The sequence below is a fragment of the Streptosporangium sp. NPDC005286 genome, assembly GCF_040607515.1.
Taxonomy (GTDB): domain Bacteria; phylum Actinomycetota; class Actinomycetes; order Streptosporangiales; family Streptosporangiaceae; genus Streptosporangium.
In genome coordinates, this window is record NZ_JBEXGU010000192.1 from 1 (window position 1) to 17,114 (window position 17,114).

The following is a 17,114-nucleotide window of genomic DNA, read 5'->3' on the forward strand; positions in this document are numbered from 1 at the left end:
GGAACAGCTGTTCCGGCGGTGCGGACGACGGGACACTCAGCGCACTCGCCGGCCCGCATCCCGGCGGGGACGACATCGTCGAACGAGCGCCCACCTGTGGCCGGGGGCCATCGGCGCGCCGTCGTCGTCGCACGGTTCAGCCCGCACCCCGAGCGGCAGCGGCGCATCCCGGAGGAGAGTGAGGAGACGCTGCCGTTGTCCCCGCCCGCCACCCGTCGCGCGTGTCTCCCGCAGTTCGTACCACCCGGGTATCGCAACCCGGTCCAGCGCCCCTCAGCGTCAGCAGATCTTGCCCGGCCTGGCCGCGGTGGCCGTCAGCAGATCCCGTACGAGACCGAGGTCGATCTTTTCCGGCTTACGGAAGCGCAGGCAGCCCTTGCCCATGTCCTGCCCGGCCAGGCGCTGCTCGAAGGCCTCGCGGACATCGCTGCGCAGGAGGTAGAAGGAGATGTACTGCTTCTGGCTTGCGAAGGCGATTTCAACGGCGCCATCCCGCTGGTACGCGGGCATTCCATACTCCATGACCTCGGTGAAGCCCTTGAGCTCCGTACGGCACAGTTCGCGTAGGTCGGTCAGGACCGCCCTGCGCTCGTCAGACACCTCGGCGAGGTAGCCGTCCACGCTTTCCGCATTGCTTCGCACCATACTCAGAGCGTACGAGGAGCTGAGCAGACCGAGAGCCACCCACGGTTTCACCGCGGCTGAGATCAACCATCCGCGCCCGTGGCGACGTGCATGACAGCCGGCCGTCGGTCCGGGGCACCGACTCGGGCGAAGTGGTCAGGCGGGTGGAGCAAGTAGCCACATCCTCCCGTTCGTCGTAAATAAGATCCTCGCATGACACCATTCGCGGCCCCAGATGTGCGGTTCGGAGCGTCAAGGAGGGACCGGTGGCGTTACCTGATATTCATCGGCCCGATAACCGTGACCTCCGTTCTGACGATCCTTGCCGCGGTTCCTCCAGGCGGCAGCTTCATGTTGGCCCTGGTGGCCGCCCCCCTGTGGTTGTGGTCCCTGTGTGCCTGGGTGGCGGTTCTCGCCATCGGCGAACTCAGGCGCGACCTGATACTGGTTCTTGCTCCCCCGTTCATCGGAGCACTCGCTCTCGTCCTCGCCTACTCCGATATTCCAATGCGGACGGCCTTCCTGGTCTCGGAGTCCGCTCTCGTGGAGTACGCGGACTCCTTACCCGAGGGCGAGAAGTGGACAGGGGCGAAGGAGCGCGTCGGCCTTTTCACCATCGATGGCGCGCAACGCCGGCAAGGCGTCACCCATCTCTTCACCACGGGTGGCGGGATACTCGAAAAGTGCGGGTTCGCATACGTCTCCGATGGAAACCTGAAGGACCTCGACGCCTCCACGGTCAACCACATAACCGGCGACTGGTATGCCACCTGCACCGATTTCGACTGACATCACAGAGGGCAGGTTTCCTGCTGAACCGTTCCCGGCAGGCACCGATGCGTGGGCACCGGCCCCGGACCACGACAGAAATCAGACCGCTCACCGCACCCAGACCTCCGCCTGTGAGAGGTATGACCCTTTTTGCGCCGGACTGGCTTTCCGGCCCTGGCGACATCACATACCCTCAAAAATCCATATCTGACCAGGAGTCACCGTGCCGGCCTACGCGGGAAGCGACCCCATCCTCCCCGAAACACCCGAACTGATCATGATCGGTGTCGTCGCCCTCGGAGTTCTCTTCGCCGCCGTGGCCGTCGCCATTCTGATCCTCGTCCTGCTGATCAAACTGCTCCGCGACTCTTGATGCCTTCGGCGGGAGCCTCGGCTGCAGGGCGATTTCAGTGCCAAAAGCCGACGGCCCAGAATCGGCGATCAGGGAGCGTGGCCGTCGGCGGGAAGCCGGTCGGGGTGCCAGGGCATCCACTTTCGCTCGACCTCCGCCTCCAGGTCGACCCCGTGATGTCGTGCCATGACCAGGAGCTGCGACAGGACGTCCGCGAGCTCGGACCGGAAGCCCAGCTCCAACTCGTCGGCGGAGTGCCCCTTGTCCCTGGCCTGGCCGGAGCGCATCAGGAACGCCTGCGTCAACTCGCCGACCTCCTCCTGGAGCTTCAGCAGGAACCAGGTGTCGTCCCGGGTGATCCCGTGCCTGCGCGCATAGGTGCTCGACACCGCCTCGACCTCGTCCGTGAGCCGCCTCAGATCCATGCCGGGAGTGTAGGAGGCAGGTCCGACAACCGCTCTCCGGCGAACCCGTCGCGGTCTCATTCCGGATGACGACCGCCACCATCCCGCAAATCCACAAATATCAGCTAAATGCCGTAGAAAACCTCAAGGCCCCAGAGCCCCGGTGAATTCTTCGCGGCGGATCGGTGCCGAACCGCCGCCCGCGTGGCGCGCGGCATTTACCGCCCGGCCCTCCACCACTGAATTAAGGTGACATCGCCCGCATCACGTGATCAACCCGTGACAGGGGGCGATCTTCCCCTCAGGCCCTGAAAGCCAAGGTCGAGGAGGGATTCATGTCCCGCGGACACGCCGTCGCCACGGGATGCGTTCTGCCGGTCAACACGCCATAGCCCGCCCACGTCTCTGTCGCCGGAACGGTGCCGAGGCACCATGACATCGCGGAAAAGGTGACGCGCTCGATGATCTTCATTGCCGGACGGCACACCATCGGGAGCCGGAAAGCCGTGCGCCGGTGACCGCGGCGATCCTGGCCGTGCTCACCGCCGCCTGCAACGCCCTCTCCTCGGTGCTGCAGCGGCAGGCGGCGCGAACCGCACCGCAGAGCCGTGTGTTCAAGCTGGCGCTGATCGGATACCTGATCCGGCAACCCTCATGGCTGGGCGGCATGGGTGCGCTGATCGGGGGCTTCCTGCTGCAGGCGGCCGCGCTGAACTTCGGCGCCCTCGCTCTCGTACAGCCCATTCTCGTCACCGAGCTGCCCTTCACGATGATCCTCGTCTCGCTCATCCTGCACGTCCATCTGGACCGGGGGTCATGGCTGGCCATCGGCATCCTGACCATCGGGCTGGCCGTCTTCCTCATCTCCGCCGATCCGGGACAGAGCGGGACCCGGTCCCCGACCATGGACCTCTGGCTGATCACCGTGGTCGTGACGGTCGGCGTCGCCGCCGGTCTGATCGCGATGGCGAAGATCCGCAGCGGCCCGTCCCGTGGTGCCCTGCTCGGGATCACCTCCGCTCTGGGATTCGCCTTCACCGCCGCGCTGATAAAGGAGAACACCGAGATCTTCGCCGCGGAGGACGCCGCCGTACTGACCAGCTGGTCGCTGTACGCCATGATCGCGGCCGGCCTGTTCAGCGTCTTCGTGCTGCAGAGCGCGCTGAGCAGCGCGTCCCTGGTGGTCGTGCAGCCGACGCTCAACATCGCCGACCCCGTCGTCAGCATCATGTACGGCGTCGCGCTGTTCGGCGAGAACATCCGGCTTGGCTGGTGGGTCGTCCCGGAACTCGTCGGGGTGGGGTTGATCTTCTACGGCAGTGTCCGGCTGAGCCGGTCGCCGCTCGTCGGGTAGGGGCCTCGCGAAGGTGAGGAAGGACTCCGCGGGCGCGGCGTCGAACAGGGCGGCTCCCCTGGCGATCCGCCGCGCCCGTTCCGCCCCGCACCCGAGGCGATCCAGCGCGGTGAGCAGCTCCCCGGCGTCACCCGCGTACACGCTCAGCCCGGCCCGCGCCATGGCCCGCGCGCCGTCCCTGCCGTGGCCGGGAATCGGCCGGTAGGAGATGACCGGCACTCCGGCGGCCATCGCCTCCCGGCAGGTCAGGCCCGCCGCGTTGTCCACCAGCGCGTACGCGGCGGCCATCAGGTCCGGCATGTCGTCGCACCAGCCGAGGGCGACACCGGTGTGCCGCAGCAGGTGGCGCAGCTCGCGGTTGTGCCCGCAGAGGACGACGGGCAGGTACCGTCCCGAGCGCGCCAGAACGCGAGCCGTCTCCTCGACTCCGCCCACCCCCCACGCGCCGGCCGAGACGAGGACCAGCCGCTCCCCGGCGCGGGCACCGATCCGGGCACGCACCTGCGCCGCGGCGGCCGCCGGCCGCCGGAACTCCGGGCGTACCAGGGGCGCGTGACAGAACGCCGGGCGGCCGGTCGCGGCGTGAACGGCGCGCGCGGTCGCCTGATCCGAGCACAGGTACCGGTCGTTGCCCGGATGCAACCAGAGCCGATGCGCCGCGAAGTCGGTCAGCAGGACGGTACTGGGAACCGGCAGGCGGCCATGTAGCCTCAGGTGGCCGACCGCCTGCGCGGCCAGGTGGAAGGTCGAGACGACCTCGGCCGGCATCCGGCGGCGGATGAGCCCACGCAGCCGTGCCGCGGCCATTATCGTCAGCGGCGAGGTCGGCGGCGCCCGGTCCGGCACGAAGAAGACCCGGTAGATCAGCGCGTACAGCCAGGGCGCGGAGCGCATCATCCAGCCGTACCAACCGCGCAGCGCCACTCCCAGCCGGAACGGCAGCAGCTTCAGGATATCGACGATCTCCGCTTCGACGCCCTCGGCGGCGAGCCGCCTGGCCAGTTCCACCGCGACCGCGTCGTGCCCGGCCCCCATACCGGCACTGACGATCAGCACCGTGCGTCGCGTTGGCATCACGGCCCCCGTGACCCAGACTTGACACGGTGAACCGTGCCGCGTTGGCCCTCGCCGGTCTGGCCATTCTGCACGTGGGGCCCGCGGCGACCTGGCTGCCCTCCGTGCGCCGGCTGCTGCCCGGCCTCGCCGGGGTGGGCCTCGCCGACCATGTCGCGCTGACCTTCGACGACGGGCCCGACCCGCGATCCACACCGCGTTTCCTCGCGGAGCTGGAGCGGCTCGGATGCCGGGCCACCTTCTTCGTCCTCGGCGAGATGCTCCAACGTCACCCCGCGCTGGGCCGCCGCATCGTCGCGGAGGGCCATGAGATCGCGGTGCACGGCTGGTCGCACGAGAACGCCCTGACGACCCGCCCCGGCCGGATGGCGGCCGAGACGCACAGGGCGGCCGATCTGGTCGCCGCCGTCACCGGCGTCGATCCCACGTGGTACCGGCCGCCCTACGGCGTCCTCAGCGCCGAGACACTGCTCGCCGCCCGTCTGCGGGGACTGCGTCCCGTCCTGTGGACCGCGTGGGGCAGGGACTGGACACGCTCGGCGAGCCCGGCCTCGGTGCTGGCCACGCTGGCATCCGGCCTGCGGGGCGGGGCGACGCTCCTGCTGCACGACTCCGACCACACCTCGGCCCCCGGCTCCTGGCGGTCGGGGCTCGGTGCCCTGCCCGAACTGGTGAACCGCTGCCGCGCCGCGGGTCTGCGGGTCGGACCGCTCCGGGACCACGGCGTCTCCGGCGGCCGCACGACCCTTCATGACGTTCGTGAGATCACCGCTCCTCGAAAAAACCTGCCGCAAAAGCCGTACCGCTTTTTGTGACGGCTTTTACCCCAACCCGATCCGGCTCACCTCCCGGCAAAATAACAACCATTTTTCCAAAGGCAGAGATATAACGCGATACTAAATATTTTCCCAGCTCCCACCGATAAAAACCAGCAGATCGTTCATCCGCGTTTATAACAGCCCGTCGGGGACAACCTCAATTTATGAATTGGAGGGGAGCCGATACGCGGAGCGTCATGCTCAAAGCGCGCAGGGAGAACTTCCCGGTCGCCTCATGTTTACTGCCGCGTACCCATCGCCGCCACCTCCTCGCGGTGTACGGCTTCGCACGGACCGTCGACGACATCGGGGACGAGGCGCAGAGCGAGGATCCGCTCCGGCTGCTCGACACCGTCGACGACGACCTCGCCCGCCTGTACGCCGGTCGGGCTCCCCGCCTGCCGGTCATCCGCGCGCTCGCGGGTACCGTCGAGACCTGCTCCGTCCCGGCCGAGCCCTTTCACCGGCTGATCGAGGCCAACCGGCGCGACCAGACGGTCAGCCGGTACGACACCTTCGACGACCTGCTCTCCTACTGCGAGCTGTCCGCGAACCCCGTCGGGCACATCGTGCTGCACGTGTTCGACATGGCCACCCCCTCCCGCCTGGCCCTGTCCGACCGCGTGTGCACGGCGCTGCAGATCATCGAGCACTGCCAGGACGTCGGGGAGGACCACGCCCGAGGCCGCGTCTACCTGCCAGGGGAGGATCTGCGCCGGTTCGGCTGCGACGAGGACGATCTCGCCGCGGCCACCGCCTCGGCGCGGTTGCGCGATGTCGTCGCGCTCCAGACGCGGCGGGCCGATCGGCTGCTCGACGAGGGGGACCGGCTCGCCCGATCGGCGACGGGGTTCGCCCGCCTCGCCATCGCGGGCTACATCGCGGGCGGCCGGGCCACCAGCGCGGCACTGACCCAGGCCGGTTACGACGTTCTCGGCCGCGCCGTACGCCCGCGCGGCGCGCGGTTCCTGACGACCTGGCTGCGGATCCTCACAAGCAGGGGGTACGACCGTGGACACCGCTGACGCCTACCGGCACTGCGAACAGATCGTCCGCGGTCAGGCGCGGAACTTCTCCTACGGTCTCCGGCTGCTGCCGACTCCCAAGCGCCGCGCGCTCAGCGCGGTCTACGCGTTCGCCCGCCGGATCGACGACATCGCCGACGGAGACGGCCCCGACGGGCAGCGCCTGACCGAGCTGGCCGCCGCGCGCGCCGCACTCGGCACGGCACGGCCCGACCCCGAGGACCCGGTGCTGGTCGCGCTGCACGACACCGCCCTCCGCTACCCACTGCCGCTGTCGGCGTTCGAGGAGCTGATCGACGGTTGCGCCGCGGACGTACGCGGGGAGACCTACGAGCACTTCGACGAGCTGCTCTCCTACTGCCGATGCGTCGCCGGGTCGATCGGGCGGCTCTCCCTCGGAGTCTTCGGCACCGCGGGCACCGGAGACGGCAAGAACGACGGCAGGGACGCGGCGAGGGTGGCGCACCTGGCGGACGCGCTGGGAGTGGCCCTGCAGATCACGAACATCCTGCGGGACGTGCGCGAGGACCGGCTGGCCGGGCGGACCTACCTCCCCGCCGAGGACCTCCGGCGATTCGGATGCACCCTGAACATCGACTCCTCCGGCAGGTTCACCGACCCTCCCGACCGGCTCGCCGCGCTGATGCGGTTCGAGGCCGACCGGGCGCGCGACTGGTTCGACGACGGCATGCGCCTGCTGACCGCACTCGACGTGCGCAGCGCGGCGTGCACCGCGGCGATGGCCGGCATCTACCGGTGCCTGCTCGGCCGCATCGCCGCGGATCCCGCCGAGGCACTGGCCTCGCGGCTGTCACTGCCTCCGTGGCAGAAGGCGATGGTGGCGGCGCGCGCCCTGGCGGGGGCCGCCCGATGAACGGCGCTCCGGTCGCGATCGTCGGCGGCGGGCTGGCGGGCATCGCCGCCGCCGTCGCGCTCGGGGAGGCCGGTCACCGCGTGACCCTGTACGAGGCCCGGCCGAGGCTGGGCGGCGCCACCCACTCCTTCGTCAGGAACGGGCTGAGCGTCGACAACGGCCAGCACGTGTTCCTCCGCTGCTGCACGGCCTACCGCGGCCTGCTCGACCGGCTCGGCGTCGCCGGGCACGTACACCTGCAGGACCGGTTCGACGTACGGGTGCTCACCCCCGCGGGGCGGTACGGGCGGCTGAGACGCGGGATGCTGCCGGGACCGTTCCACCTGCTGCCGGCGCTGGCCGGATACCAGCTGCTCAAGCCCGCCGACCGGCTGCGCGCGATGCGGGTCTCACTCGCCCTTCGCCGGCTCGACCCGGCCGACCCCGCGCTGGACCTGACCGACCTCGGGAGCTGGCTGACCGCCCACGGGCAGCGCGAGCGCGCGCGACACGCCCTCTGGGAGCTGTTCGCGATGGCGGCCCTGAACGTCGGGGTCGAGGGCGCGGCCCTGGGGCCCGCGGCGATGGTCTTCAAGACCGCGCTGCTCGGCCGGGCGGGAGCCGCCGACATCGGCGTTCCCGCCGTGCCCCTCGGCGAGCTGCACGGCGACGCGGCACGGGCCGCCATCGAACGGCGCGGCGGTGCCGTACGCCTGTCGGCGAAGGTCACCGCCATCGAGCGAGGCTCCGTGATCGTGGACGGCAGCCGGGTCGAGGCGCCCGCCGTCATCGTCGCCACGGCGCACGAGCAGGCCGCGGCCCTGGTCCCCGAACAGGCCGCTCCCGGCAGGGAGCGCTGGCGCGGCCTGGACGCGAGCCCGATCGTCAACGTGCACGTCGTCTACGACCGGCGGGTCACCCGGGTGCCGTTCGCGGCGGTCGTGGACTCGCCCGTGCAGTGGGTGTTCGACAAGACCGGCGCCGCGGGACTGCGCGAAGGCCAGTACCTCGCGGTCTCGGTCTCCGCGGCGGACCAGTGGATCGACGTACCCACCGCGCGGGTGCGAGCCACGTTCGTACCCGCGCTTGAGCAGATCTTCCCGGGAGCGCGGCAGGCACGGATCATCGATTTCTTCGTCACGAGGGAACGTCGCGCCACCTTCCGCCAGTGCCCCGGCAGTGGCGCGCTCCGCCCCGAGGCCGCCACCCGGTGGCCCGGACTGTTTCTCGCCGGCGCGTGGACCGACACGGGCTGGCCCGACACGATGGAGGCTGCCGTGCGTAGCGGACTCAACGCGACCTGCCTGGTCAGGCGTCATCTGAAGAGGGAACGTCCCCGGTGACGGCGGTCATCCCGCCCTCGGTCGTGGCCGCCCGCGGGCTCGTGGAGCCCGTGCTCCGGGACGCCGTGGCCAGGCTCGACCCACTGACCTCGCGCGTCGCCGCCTACCACCTCGGCTGGGCCGACCCGGCGGGCCTGCCCGCCGCCTCCGGCGGCAAGGCGCTACGCCCGGCACTGGCCATCCTGTCGGCGAGAGCGGCGGGGGGAAGCCAGGAGCAGGGCCTGCAGGTCGCCGCCGCGGTGGAACTCGTGCACGCGTTCTCACTGCTGCACGACGACATCATGGACGGCGACCGGATGCGGCGGCACCGACCGGCCGCGTGGACCGTCTTCGGCTGCTCCGCGGCCATCCTCACCGGCGACGCCCTGCTCTCGCTCGCGGGGGAGTTGCTGCTTGAGGAGGGCGGTCTCCCCGGCCTGCGGGCCGCCCGGCACCTGGCCGTCGCCACTCGGGAGCTGATCGCCGGTCAGGCGCTCGACCTGGAGTTCGAACAGCTCGCGGACGTGAGCCTGGCGGAGTGCCGGCGGATGTCCACGCAGAAGACCGGCTCCCTGCTGGCCTGTGCCTGCTCGATCGGTGCGACCGTGGTGAACGGCCCCGCTCCGCTGGTCGTCGCCCTGACGGCCTTCGGAACCGAGGCCGGCCTGGCCTTCCAGCTCGTCGACGACCTGCTGGGCATCTGGGGCAGCCCCGAGACGACCGGCAAACCAGTCCTTTCCGACCTGCGTGCCCGCAAGAAGTCGCTGCCGATCGTCGCCGCGCTCACCAGCGACACGCCGGCCGGTGAGCGGCTCGCCCGCCTGCTGGCCGATCCCCTGCCGCTGTCCGAATCCGACCTGCACGACGCCGCCCGGCTCGTCGAGGAGGCCGGTGGCCGGGCGTGGGCCGAGAGCGAGGCCAAGCACCGGCTCGACGCCGCCGAACACCATCTCGCCGGCGCGGACATGCCCCCGGACGTCCGCGCCGAATTCCTGGACATCGTCCGCTTCCTCACATCCAGGGGCCACTGACATGACCACCGTCGCCGCTTCCACTTCCGCCGAACTCACCCTCGACGCGGCATGCGACCACCTGCTCGGCCTCCAGGCGCCCGAGGGGTGGTGGAAGGGCGAGTTGCAGACGAACGTGACCATGGACGCCGAAGACCTGCTGCTCAGGGAGTTCCTCGGTATCCGCACCGAGCAGGACACCGCCCAGGCGGCCCGTTGGATCCGCTCCGAGCAGCGTGACGACGGGACCTGGGCCAACTTCCACGACGGCCCCGGCGACCTGTCCACCACGATCGAGGCGTACGCCGCGCTACGGCTCGCCGGTGACCGGACCGACGCCCCACACATGCGAGCCGCGGCCCGGTTCGTGCGGGAATCCGGCGGGATCGAGGCCAGCCGGGTGTTCACCCGGATCTGGCTGGCGCTGTTCGGGCAGTGGCGTTGGGAGGACCTCCCGGTGCTGCCCCCCGAGATGATGTTCCTGCCGCGCTGGTTCCCGCTCAACGTCTACGACTGGGCCTGCTGGGCCAGGCAGACGATCGTCCCGCTCACCATCGTGAGCGCGCACCGCCCGGTCCGGCCGCTCCCGTTCGACCTGGCCGAACTGCGTACCGGACGCCCCGCACCGCCGCACCCCCACGGGCCGTTCACCGTGCTCGACCGCGTCCTGCACCGCTACCAGCGACGTCCCGTCCCCGGCCTGCGGCGGGCCGCGCTGAGGCGGGCCGCCGAGTGGGTCGTGGCCAGGCAGGAGGCGGACGGGTCCTGGGGCGGTATCCAGCCGCCGTGGGTGTACTCGCTGATCGCGCTGAGCCTGCACGGCTACCCTCTCGACCATCCGGTGATGAGGAAGGGCATCGAGGGATTCGACAGGTTCACCATCCGGGACGAGAAGGGGCGCAGGCTGGAGGCCTGCCAGTCCCCCGTGTGGGACACGGTGCTCGCGATCAACGGCCTTCTCGACGCGGGCCTGCCCGCCGACCATCCCGCCCTCGTCGCCGCCTCCGGCTGGGTGCTCACCGAGGAGATCCGGAGCCGGGGCGACTGGTCCGTACGGCGCCCTTCGCTGGCACCCGGCGGCTGGGCCTTCGAGTTCGACAACGACGGCTACCCGGACATCGACGACACGGCGGAGGCGATTCTCGCCCTGCGCCGGGTGCGTCATCCGGACGCCAGGCCGGCCATCGACCGCGGGGTGCGCTGGATCATCGGCATGGCGTCCCGCGACGGCGGTTTCGGGGCCTTCGACGCCGACAACACCCGCGAGATGTGTAAGAAGCTGCCGTTCTGCGACTTCGGCGCGGTCATCGACCCGCCGTCCGCCGACGTCACCGCCCACGTCGTCGAGGCACTGGCGCAGGAGCGGCCGGACTCCCCCGTCGTGCGACGTGCCGTCGTCTGGCTGCTGAAGGCGCAGGAGGCGGACGGATCGTGGTTCGGCCGCTGGGGGGCCAACCACGTCTACGGCACCGGCGCCGTGCTCCCCGCGCTCATCGCGGCCGGCGTACGGCCCGGCAAGCCGTGCATAAGGCGTGCTGTCGCCTGGCTGGAGAGGCACCAGAACGACGACGGCGGCTGGGGGGAGGATCTGCGCTCCTACACCGATCCCCGCTGGATCGGGCGCGGCCACTCCACTCCCTCGCAGACGGCGTGGGCCCTGATGGCGCTGCTCGCCGCCGGGGAGCGGTCACCGGCGGTGGAGCGCGGCGTGGAGTGGCTGGTCGGCCACCAGCGCCCGGACGGCGGCTGGGACGAGCCGTACTTCACCGGGACCGGCTTCCCCGGCGCCTTCTACATCAACTACCACCTCTATCGCCTCGTCTTCCCGATCAGCGCGCTGGGCCGTTACGTGCGCTCCCGAGAGGTGCCCTCGCACCCCAGGCCCGCGCTGAGGGACGAGGCGGTCACCGTGGACGCCGGGTGACCGGCCTGCTGATCTGCACCGCCCTGGCCGTCGAGGCGCGGGCCGTACGGAGCGGCCTGCCGACCGAGGAGGTGCGGGTGATCCGGACCGGGATGGGCCCGCGCCGCGCCGCGAGCGCGGCGGCGCGGCTCCCGCCGGCGGGCGCGCTGGCGGTGACCGGTTTCTGCGGGGCGCTCGACGAGGGCCTGCGCCCGGGAGACGTGCTGGTGGCGAGCGAGATCCGCTTCGAGGGCCGGATGGTGCCCTGCCCCTCGGCGTGGTCGCTGGCCGAGGAGCTGGCTCGGGCCGGCCTGTCCGCGCGTACCGGACCGCTGGTCACCTCCGATCACATCGTGACGGGGGCCGAACGCCGCAGGCTCGCCGCCGAGGGGGCGGCGGCCGTCGACATGGAGACCGGGCCGCTGGCGGGCGCGGTGCCCGGCCTGCCGTTCGCCGCGCTGCGCGTCGTCGCCGACATCGCCGGTGCCGCGCTGTTGCGCCCGGCCACGATATGCGGCGGCGCCGTGGCGTACCGCGTGCTGCGCCGGCTCGGCCCGGTCCTGGCCCGCTGGGCCGCCGCGATCTCCCCCTCTCTCCCCGAGGAGTCCGTCCCGTTCCATTACCCAAGGAGATGCAACCCAGATGCCGACACCGATCCGCCAGAGTCTTCGCATCGGCGGCTACATCCTCCGCCAGAAGCTGCGCGGGCGGACGAAGTTCCCCCTTCTGGTGGAACTTGAGCCCTTGTTCGCCTGTAACCTGCACTGTGCTGGCTGCGGAAAGATCCAGCACCCCGCCGACGTGCTGAAACAGCGCATGCCGGTCGAGCAGGCCCTGGCCGCCATCGAGGAGTGCGGCGCGCCCATGGTCTCGATCGCAGGCGGGGAACCGCTCATGCACCCGCAGATAGGGGAGCTGGTCCGGGAGCTGGTCGCCAGGAGGAAGTACGTGTTCCTGTGCACCAACGCGCTGCTGATCCCCAAGAAGATCGACCAGTTCAAGCCCTCGCGGTACTTCGCGTGGACGATCCACCTGGACGGCATGCGCGAGCGCCACGACGAGTCGGTGTGCAAGGAGGGCGTGTTCGACGAGGCCGTCGCCGCGGTCCGGGAGTGCCGGCGCCGTGGTTTCCGGGTCACCACGAACACGACGTTCTTCAACACCGACAGCCCGCAGACGGTCGTCGACGTGCTCGACTATCTCAACGACGATCTTCGCGTCGACGCGATGATGATCTCTCCCGGGTACGCGTACGAGAAGGCGCCCGACCAGGAGCACTTTCTCGGCGTGCGGGAGACCCGGGAACTGTTCCGTAAGGCGTTCTCCGGCGGGAACCGGCGGCGGTGGCGGTTCAACCACACCCCGCTCTTCCTCGACTTCCTCGAAGGGAAGATCGACTTCCCGTGCACGGCGTGGGCCATCCCCTCGTACTCGCTCTTCGGCTGGCAGCGCCCCTGCTACCTCATGTCCGACGGCTACGCGGCCACCTATCGGGAACTGGTCACCGAGACCGACTGGGACGCCTACGGCCGGGGGCGCGATGACCGGTGCGCCAACTGCATGGCCCACTGTGGATACGAGCCGACCGCCGTCTTCGCCACGCTCGCCTCCCTCAAGGAGTCGATCCGGGCTCTGGGCGGGGGCTGAGCTCCGGCTGCCCGCCGAATATCCCGGCGAGGGTGCGGAAGGGGCCGGGTGCCACGCCCTTCAGCCTGGCCGGCAGCCGCAGCCAGCCCGGCACGTACGACTCGGGCCTGCCGCACTCGACGGCGGACACGATCGCCTGGGCGACCCGTTCCGCGGGGATCGGCACGGGCCATCGCCGTGTGTAGGGGGCGCCGCGCCGCTCGAAGAACGGGGTCTCCACCACGCCGGGCAGCACGACGGACACGCCGATCCCGCGTGACTCGTAGCGCAGGCTCTCGGCGAAGCCGAGGAGGCCCGCCTTGGTGGCGGCGTACACCGCCTCGTCCCGCACCCCGATCGCTCCGGCGATCGAGGCCACGAAGACGAGGTGTCCCCGGCCGCGCTCGATCATGGCGGGCAGCAGCGACCGGGTCAGCAGGATGGGAGCGGTCAGGTTCCCCGCGACCAGACGCTCGACGGTACCGTCCGGCATCGCCGGGAACGGCCCCGCCCACCCGCACCCGGCGTTGCCGACCAGCACGTCGACCGGCCCCGCGCGCTCGGCGAGACCCGCGAGGTCCGTCGTGAGGTCGCCGGCGAGTGCCTGGCCGCCGGTCTCCGAGGCGACGGCCGCAAGCCTGTCCCGATCGCGCCCCGACAGGACGAGGCGGGCCCCCGCGGCGGCCATCGCCCGCGCGGTCGCGGCCCCTATGCCGGACGACGCACCGGTGATCAGCACACGAGCGCCCGCGAGTCTCATCTCGATCCCTCCGGTGTGCGGATGTCAGGAGCCCATGCTGCTCCTGTCCGTCCCGCATCCCGGGGAGGGAATGGCCTTTGAGACCGTTCTTTACCGCACGGATTCCGTCAGGTGAGGAGGGTGTCTCCGATCCAGCCGTTCGGGGAGCAGCCTGGCGGGATGGCGAAGACCGCCGAGCCGATCGGGGTCGTCCACTCGTTGAGCAGGTCGGCCTCGTCCAGCCGGCGCTGGACGGGGATGAACTGCCGGGCGATGTCGGCCTGGTAGGAGGCGAACAGCAGCCCGGAATCGGCGTGCCCGTCGGGGGTGAGCCCCTCGTCGTAGTTGTAGACCCGGCGCAGGATCCGCATTCCCGGATCGGCGACGTGGGCCCGGCGGATGTGGGCCTGCTCGGAGATGACCGGGAAGCCGATCGCGTTGAGCTTGGTGAAGTCGGCCTCGTCGTGCTCGTCGCGCCCGGTGAGCGGGGCGCCGTTGTCCAGGCGGCGGCCCACGGTGAACTCCTTGGCGATGCGGTCGACGGCGTCCCAGGTCTCCATCTCCGCCCGGATGCGCCGCAGCACCAGCGTGGTGCCGCCGCGCAGCCACGACGGCCCCTCGCGCACCCACACGGCCCGGTCGAACTCGGGGGTGCCGGGCTTGGGGTTGACGGTCCCGTCGAGCTGGCCCATCACGTTGCGCTGGGTCGCCTCGGCGGCGTGGGTGCCGACGGCACGCCGGAAGCCCCGCTGGGTCCAGCGCACCTTGGCGAAGGAGCGGGCGTCCTTGACGACCATGCGCAGGGCGTGGGCGAGGGCGAGGGCGTCGTCGGCGCAGATCTGCAGCAGCAGGTCCCCGCCGCTCCACTCCTTTTTGAGCCTGTCGACGGTGAAGGCGGGCAGCGGTGCCACGGTCTCGGGCCTGTGGTCGGCCAGTCCGGCCGCCGCGAAGAGACCGGGGCCGAATCCGAAGGTCACGGTCAGCCCGGCGGGCAGCAGGGCCAGCTCGGGCTCGGTGTCGGCCAGGGCGGGCCTGCCCTGGGTCAGCCGCCTGGCATCGTCGGTGAGCAGCCGCATCATCCGCCCCAGCGTCTCGCGGTCGGTGCCCGGCAGCAGGTCCAGGCCGACGAACACCCCGTACGCCTGTGGCGGGGTCGCGATGCCCGCCTGGTGGACCCCGTCGAAGGGTTCCACCGCGGAACCGCCGGAGACGGGGACGGCCGGAGCGGGCCGGGGAGCGGCCGGGGGGACAGCCTGGTCGGGAGCGCACGCGGCGAGGGCACCGGCCGCGGTGACGGCGCCTCCCGCGAGCAGTCCCCTACGGCTGATTCGGGGATCTGGCATGAGTTCTACTCCGCTTCCCGCTCAGCCGTGGCTCTCGCCCGTGCCCATGCCCTCGTGGCCCTCCGGGTCCGTGCCGGGCTGGTAGTTCTCCTGGCCTCCGGCGAAGTCCTTGCCGACCGCGGTGAACTCCAGGGTCTTGCCGTCCTTGAGATTGAAGGTGAAGGGGATCTCCGCGCCGGGCTTTACGGCCTCGGTGACGCCCATCAGCATGATGTGGTCACCGCCGGGCTGGAGCCGGTGGGTGCCCCTCGGCGGGATCACGATCCCGCCCTCCTTGGGGCGCATGATCATCTTTCCCTTGGAGTCGACGACCTCGTGCAGCTCGACCTTCGGCGAGATCGGCGAGGCGGCGGAGAGGACCGTCACCTCGGTGTCGGTGTTGTTGACCAGGGTGCCGAAGGCGGCGCTCATCCCCTTCTTGGCGGTCTTCACCCACGGGTCGGTGATCGTCAACGCGGGAGCGGCGGAGGTGGCGGGGGCCGCGGCGGGGGCCGCTGCCGGGGCGACGGTGCTCTGGGAGCCGCACCCGGCCAGGGCCACCGCGACCGCGACCAGGATTCCGGCAGGGGTGATACGACGAACGGACATGATGATGCCTCTCTTCTGGCCGGCCGTCCGACAGGCCGCGGCCGATCGCCGCTCGATGGCCATGCCGGGCAGGCAGCCTGGAACTGTCACGCTGGTTCGGTCCGCCGGGCGGCAGGAAGGCCGCATCGGCGCAGGCCCGCGCGTGCGGGCTCGGGAACGAGTGATGCCCCCGGGTGACCCGCGCGGTCAGCCGGAGGCGGCGGTGACGGTCCGGGGAGGGCCACGCCGGCTGAGAACGTGGCGCAGCACGGCGGAGCGGAGAACGCCCGGTTCGATCGCGGGCGGGGCGAGGAAGGACACGTACGCCGGGGTCACGGGCACGATGAGCACGCGGCCTAGCCGCGCACCGAGCCGTCGCAGCAGCGCCCACAGCGCCGCCTCGCCGCGCGCCAGCCAGAGCGCGGTCAGCCCGGCGGCCCACCCGTGCGTCACCAGCATGCCCAGTCCGGGCAGCAGCCCCGCGTGGACATGCCCGACGAGCTCGACGGGGGACGCCGCGTGCGCGAGGGAGAACAGCACGTGCACCCCGGCCTGCACGCCCGCCAGCAGCGGCAGGATCACCGCCAGCGTGCGCTCGCGCCCCGAGGCGGCGAGGGCCGCGCCGAAGGCGAGGGCCAGGGCGGCGGCCGCGCTCGGCGCGGAGACCGAGCCTCCCGCGAGGACATGCGCCATCACGCTCAGGCCCAGGCAGACCGCGGCGAAAGCGGCGGCGCGGGCGATACGGAAAGGCCAGGTCGCGGGCATGGTCCGGCAATCATCCCATGTCGCCGTGGCGGTTCACGGACCCCCCTTGGCGAAGCGGGCTTTCAGCACCTCAGGCCGGTCGCCGCACTGCCGTACTCACCGGTAACTAAGTAGTCGCACTCATGCCTCGAAAGGCGGATGGTCCCGACGATGGAAGGCATGACACGACCGGTGAAGAGCACCACGACCCCCGCCTTCTACCTGCAGGCCGTCATCTCGTTCGGACTGTCGGTGGCGGCAATGGTGATCGGTATCGCCTACCTGCCCGTGACCACCTGGGTCCGGTCCTTCATGGGCATCGGGCTGCTCTACGTGGTGACGTCGACGTTCACTCTCGCCAAGTGCGTCCGGGACCGCACCGAGGAGGCCGCGGTCGTCAACCGCGTCGACCAGGCCAGGCTGGACAAGCTGCTGGCGGAGCACGACCCCTTCAGGAACGACTGACGCCCCCGCGCCGCCGGGCGAGGCCAGGCCCTGTCCTGCGGATCTTTTGCCTACTGCGGTCGGTCAGGCGGCGCCTCGCCGCGTTGTCGTCGGTCACCGCAGCACGCTGCGGCTCCCTCC

General features: G+C 71.0%; 20 protein-coding genes and 1 pseudogene. 13 read left to right on the forward strand and 8 right to left on the reverse strand.

Translation table 11 applies throughout. From position 1 onward, the window contains the following. Positions 1-279: 279 nt before the first annotated feature. Positions 280-645 (reverse strand): DUF1801 domain-containing protein, encoded by a 366-nt coding sequence (locus ABZU75_RS39870; protein WP_355566456.1) that lies wholly within the window; start codon positions 643-645, stop codon positions 280-282. A 192-nt stretch (positions 646-837) separates the two neighbouring features. On the opposite strand from ABZU75_RS39870, the gene ABZU75_RS39875 reads away from it, so the two are divergent. After that, the gene (locus ABZU75_RS39875) at positions 838-1,413 is read left to right on the forward strand and encodes a hypothetical protein (RefSeq protein WP_355566459.1); all 576 of its coding nucleotides are present in this window, start codon (positions 838-840) and stop codon (positions 1,411-1,413) included. 205 nt (positions 1,414-1,618) lie between these two features. Continuing rightward, positions 1,619-1,768 carry a hypothetical protein gene (locus tag ABZU75_RS39880; protein WP_350917855.1) on the forward strand — a complete coding sequence of 50 codons (150 nt, stop codon included), beginning with the start codon at positions 1,619-1,621 and terminating at the stop codon, positions 1,766-1,768. 68 nt (positions 1,769-1,836) lie between these two features. Here ABZU75_RS39880 and ABZU75_RS39885 read toward each other — a convergent pair whose 3' ends face one another. After that, positions 1,837-2,172 (reverse strand): pyrophosphatase, encoded by a 336-nt coding sequence (locus ABZU75_RS39885; RefSeq protein WP_350963729.1) that lies wholly within the window; start codon positions 2,170-2,172, stop codon positions 1,837-1,839. A gap of 280 nt (positions 2,173-2,452) precedes the next feature. Beyond that, entirely contained in the window at positions 2,453-2,623 is a 171-nt protein-coding gene (locus tag ABZU75_RS39890) for a hypothetical protein (protein WP_355566463.1), read from the reverse strand. Positions 2,624-2,665: 42 nt separating this feature from the next. On the opposite strand from ABZU75_RS39890, the gene ABZU75_RS39895 reads away from it, so the two are divergent. Together ABZU75_RS39895 and ABZU75_RS39900 are read left to right on the forward strand one after the other, a co-directional pair. Then, complete coding sequence (locus ABZU75_RS39895; protein WP_355566466.1) at positions 2,666-3,505, forward strand: DMT family transporter; 840 nt, start codon at positions 2,666-2,668, stop codon at positions 3,503-3,505. A 208-nt stretch (positions 3,506-3,713) separates the two neighbouring features. After that, positions 3,714-4,061, forward strand: coding sequence for a hypothetical protein (locus ABZU75_RS39900; protein WP_355566469.1), 348 nt, complete (start codon positions 3,714-3,716; stop codon positions 4,059-4,061). A gap of 41 nt (positions 4,062-4,102) precedes the next feature. Here the strand turns inward: ABZU75_RS39900 and ABZU75_RS39905 are convergent. Continuing rightward, a pseudogene (locus tag ABZU75_RS39905) lies at positions 4,103-4,579 on the reverse strand (hypothetical protein); the annotation flags it as partial. Between the two features lie 29 nt (positions 4,580-4,608). Between ABZU75_RS39905 and ABZU75_RS39910 the strand changes: the two are divergent. The 8 genes from ABZU75_RS39910 to hpnH all read left to right on the forward strand — a co-directional run bounded on the left by ABZU75_RS39910 (position 4,609) and on the right by hpnH (position 13,157). Further along, positions 4,609-5,394, forward strand: coding sequence for a polysaccharide deacetylase family protein (locus tag ABZU75_RS39910; protein WP_355566471.1), 786 nt, complete (start codon positions 4,609-4,611; stop codon positions 5,392-5,394). Between the two features lie 200 nt (positions 5,395-5,594). After that, positions 5,595-6,422, forward strand: a complete 828-nt coding sequence (gene hpnC / locus ABZU75_RS39915) for a squalene synthase HpnC (RefSeq protein WP_355566474.1) — start codon at positions 5,595-5,597, stop codon at positions 6,420-6,422. Next, positions 6,409-7,296, forward strand: a complete 888-nt coding sequence (hpnD, locus tag ABZU75_RS39920) for a presqualene diphosphate synthase HpnD (RefSeq protein WP_355566477.1) — start codon at positions 6,409-6,411, stop codon at positions 7,294-7,296. Before hpnC ends, hpnD begins: the two co-directional genes overlap by 14 nt. Then, a complete protein-coding gene (hpnE, locus tag ABZU75_RS39925; RefSeq protein WP_355566480.1) occupies positions 7,293-8,618 on the forward strand; it encodes a hydroxysqualene dehydroxylase HpnE in 1,326 nt (441 codons plus the stop codon). The genes hpnD and hpnE overlap by 4 nt, the downstream gene beginning before the upstream one ends. Continuing rightward, on the forward strand, positions 8,615-9,628 hold the full coding sequence (locus tag ABZU75_RS39930) for a polyprenyl synthetase family protein (RefSeq protein ID WP_355566483.1): 1,014 nt from the start codon (positions 8,615-8,617) through the stop codon (positions 9,626-9,628). The genes hpnE and ABZU75_RS39930 overlap by 4 nt, the downstream gene beginning before the upstream one ends. A gap of 1 nt (position 9,629) precedes the next feature. Next, positions 9,630-11,531 carry a squalene--hopene cyclase gene (gene shc / locus ABZU75_RS39935; RefSeq protein ID WP_355566486.1) on the forward strand — a complete coding sequence of 634 codons (1,902 nt, stop codon included), beginning with the start codon at positions 9,630-9,632 and terminating at the stop codon, positions 11,529-11,531. Then, a complete protein-coding gene (locus ABZU75_RS39940; protein ID WP_355566488.1) occupies positions 11,528-12,250 on the forward strand; it encodes a hypothetical protein in 723 nt (240 codons plus the stop codon). Before shc ends, ABZU75_RS39940 begins: the two co-directional genes overlap by 4 nt. Continuing rightward, positions 12,153-13,157, forward strand: a complete 1,005-nt coding sequence (gene hpnH / locus ABZU75_RS39945) for an adenosyl-hopene transferase HpnH (RefSeq protein WP_355566491.1) — start codon at positions 12,153-12,155, stop codon at positions 13,155-13,157. The genes ABZU75_RS39940 and hpnH overlap by 98 nt, the downstream gene beginning before the upstream one ends. Here the strand turns inward: hpnH and ABZU75_RS39950 are convergent. The 4 genes from ABZU75_RS39950 to ABZU75_RS39965 all read right to left on the reverse strand — a co-directional run bounded on the left by ABZU75_RS39950 (position 13,123) and on the right by ABZU75_RS39965 (position 16,550). After that, positions 13,123-13,896: an SDR family NAD(P)-dependent oxidoreductase gene (locus tag ABZU75_RS39950; protein ID WP_355566494.1), complete on the reverse strand. Its 774-nt coding sequence runs from the start codon at positions 13,894-13,896 to the stop codon at positions 13,123-13,125. The genes hpnH and ABZU75_RS39950 overlap by 35 nt on opposite strands. 107 nt (positions 13,897-14,003) lie before the next feature. Continuing rightward, positions 14,004-15,218: a Dyp-type peroxidase gene (locus ABZU75_RS39955; RefSeq protein WP_355566497.1), complete on the reverse strand. Its 1,215-nt coding sequence runs from the start codon at positions 15,216-15,218 to the stop codon at positions 14,004-14,006. 21 nt (positions 15,219-15,239) lie between these two features. After that, positions 15,240-15,806: a copper chaperone PCu(A)C gene (locus tag ABZU75_RS39960; RefSeq protein ID WP_355566500.1), complete on the reverse strand. Its 567-nt coding sequence runs from the start codon at positions 15,804-15,806 to the stop codon at positions 15,240-15,242. 186 nt (positions 15,807-15,992) lie between these two features. Next, a complete protein-coding gene (locus tag ABZU75_RS39965; protein ID WP_355566503.1) occupies positions 15,993-16,550 on the reverse strand; it encodes an MFS transporter in 558 nt (185 codons plus the stop codon). 159 nt (positions 16,551-16,709) lie between these two features. Between ABZU75_RS39965 and ABZU75_RS39970 the strand changes: the two genes are divergently transcribed. Then, positions 16,710-16,994, forward strand: a complete 285-nt coding sequence (locus tag ABZU75_RS39970) for a YiaA/YiaB family inner membrane protein (RefSeq protein WP_355566506.1) — start codon at positions 16,710-16,712, stop codon at positions 16,992-16,994. The last annotated feature ends 120 nt before the right edge of the window (positions 16,995-17,114 follow it).

Coding starts and splice junctions, on each gene's coding strand:
- ABZU75_RS39885 (WP_350963729.1), bottom strand. CDS start 2,172: ATGGATCTGAGGCGGCTCACGGACGAGGTCGAGGCGGTGTCGAGCACC.
- hpnC (WP_355566474.1), top strand. CDS start 5,595: ATGCTCAAAGCGCGCAGGGAGAACTTCCCGGTCGCCTCATGTTTACTG.
- hpnH (WP_355566491.1), top strand. CDS start 12,153: ATGCCGACACCGATCCGCCAGAGTCTTCGCATCGGCGGCTACATCCTC.
- ABZU75_RS39970 (WP_355566506.1), top strand. CDS start 16,710: ATGACACGACCGGTGAAGAGCACCACGACCCCCGCCTTCTACCTGCAG.
- ABZU75_RS39890 (WP_355566463.1), bottom strand. CDS start 2,623: ATGAAGATCATCGAGCGCGTCACCTTTTCCGCGATGTCATGGTGCCTC.
- hpnE (WP_355566480.1), top strand. CDS start 7,293: ATGAACGGCGCTCCGGTCGCGATCGTCGGCGGCGGGCTGGCGGGCATC.
- ABZU75_RS39965 (WP_355566503.1), bottom strand. CDS start 16,550: ATGCCCGCGACCTGGCCTTTCCGTATCGCCCGCGCCGCCGCTTTCGCC.
- ABZU75_RS39875 (WP_355566459.1), top strand. CDS start 838: ATGACACCATTCGCGGCCCCAGATGTGCGGTTCGGAGCGTCAAGGAGG.
- ABZU75_RS39900 (WP_355566469.1), top strand. CDS start 3,714: ATGACCGGCACTCCGGCGGCCATCGCCTCCCGGCAGGTCAGGCCCGCC.
- ABZU75_RS39955 (WP_355566497.1), bottom strand. CDS start 15,218: ATGCCAGATCCCCGAATCAGCCGTAGGGGACTGCTCGCGGGAGGCGCC.
- ABZU75_RS39960 (WP_355566500.1), bottom strand. CDS start 15,806: ATGTCCGTTCGTCGTATCACCCCTGCCGGAATCCTGGTCGCGGTCGCG.
- ABZU75_RS39870 (WP_355566456.1), bottom strand. CDS start 645: ATGGTGCGAAGCAATGCGGAAAGCGTGGACGGCTACCTCGCCGAGGTG.
- ABZU75_RS39950 (WP_355566494.1), bottom strand. CDS start 13,896: ATGAGACTCGCGGGCGCTCGTGTGCTGATCACCGGTGCGTCGTCCGGC.
- shc (WP_355566486.1), top strand. CDS start 9,630: ATGACCACCGTCGCCGCTTCCACTTCCGCCGAACTCACCCTCGACGCG.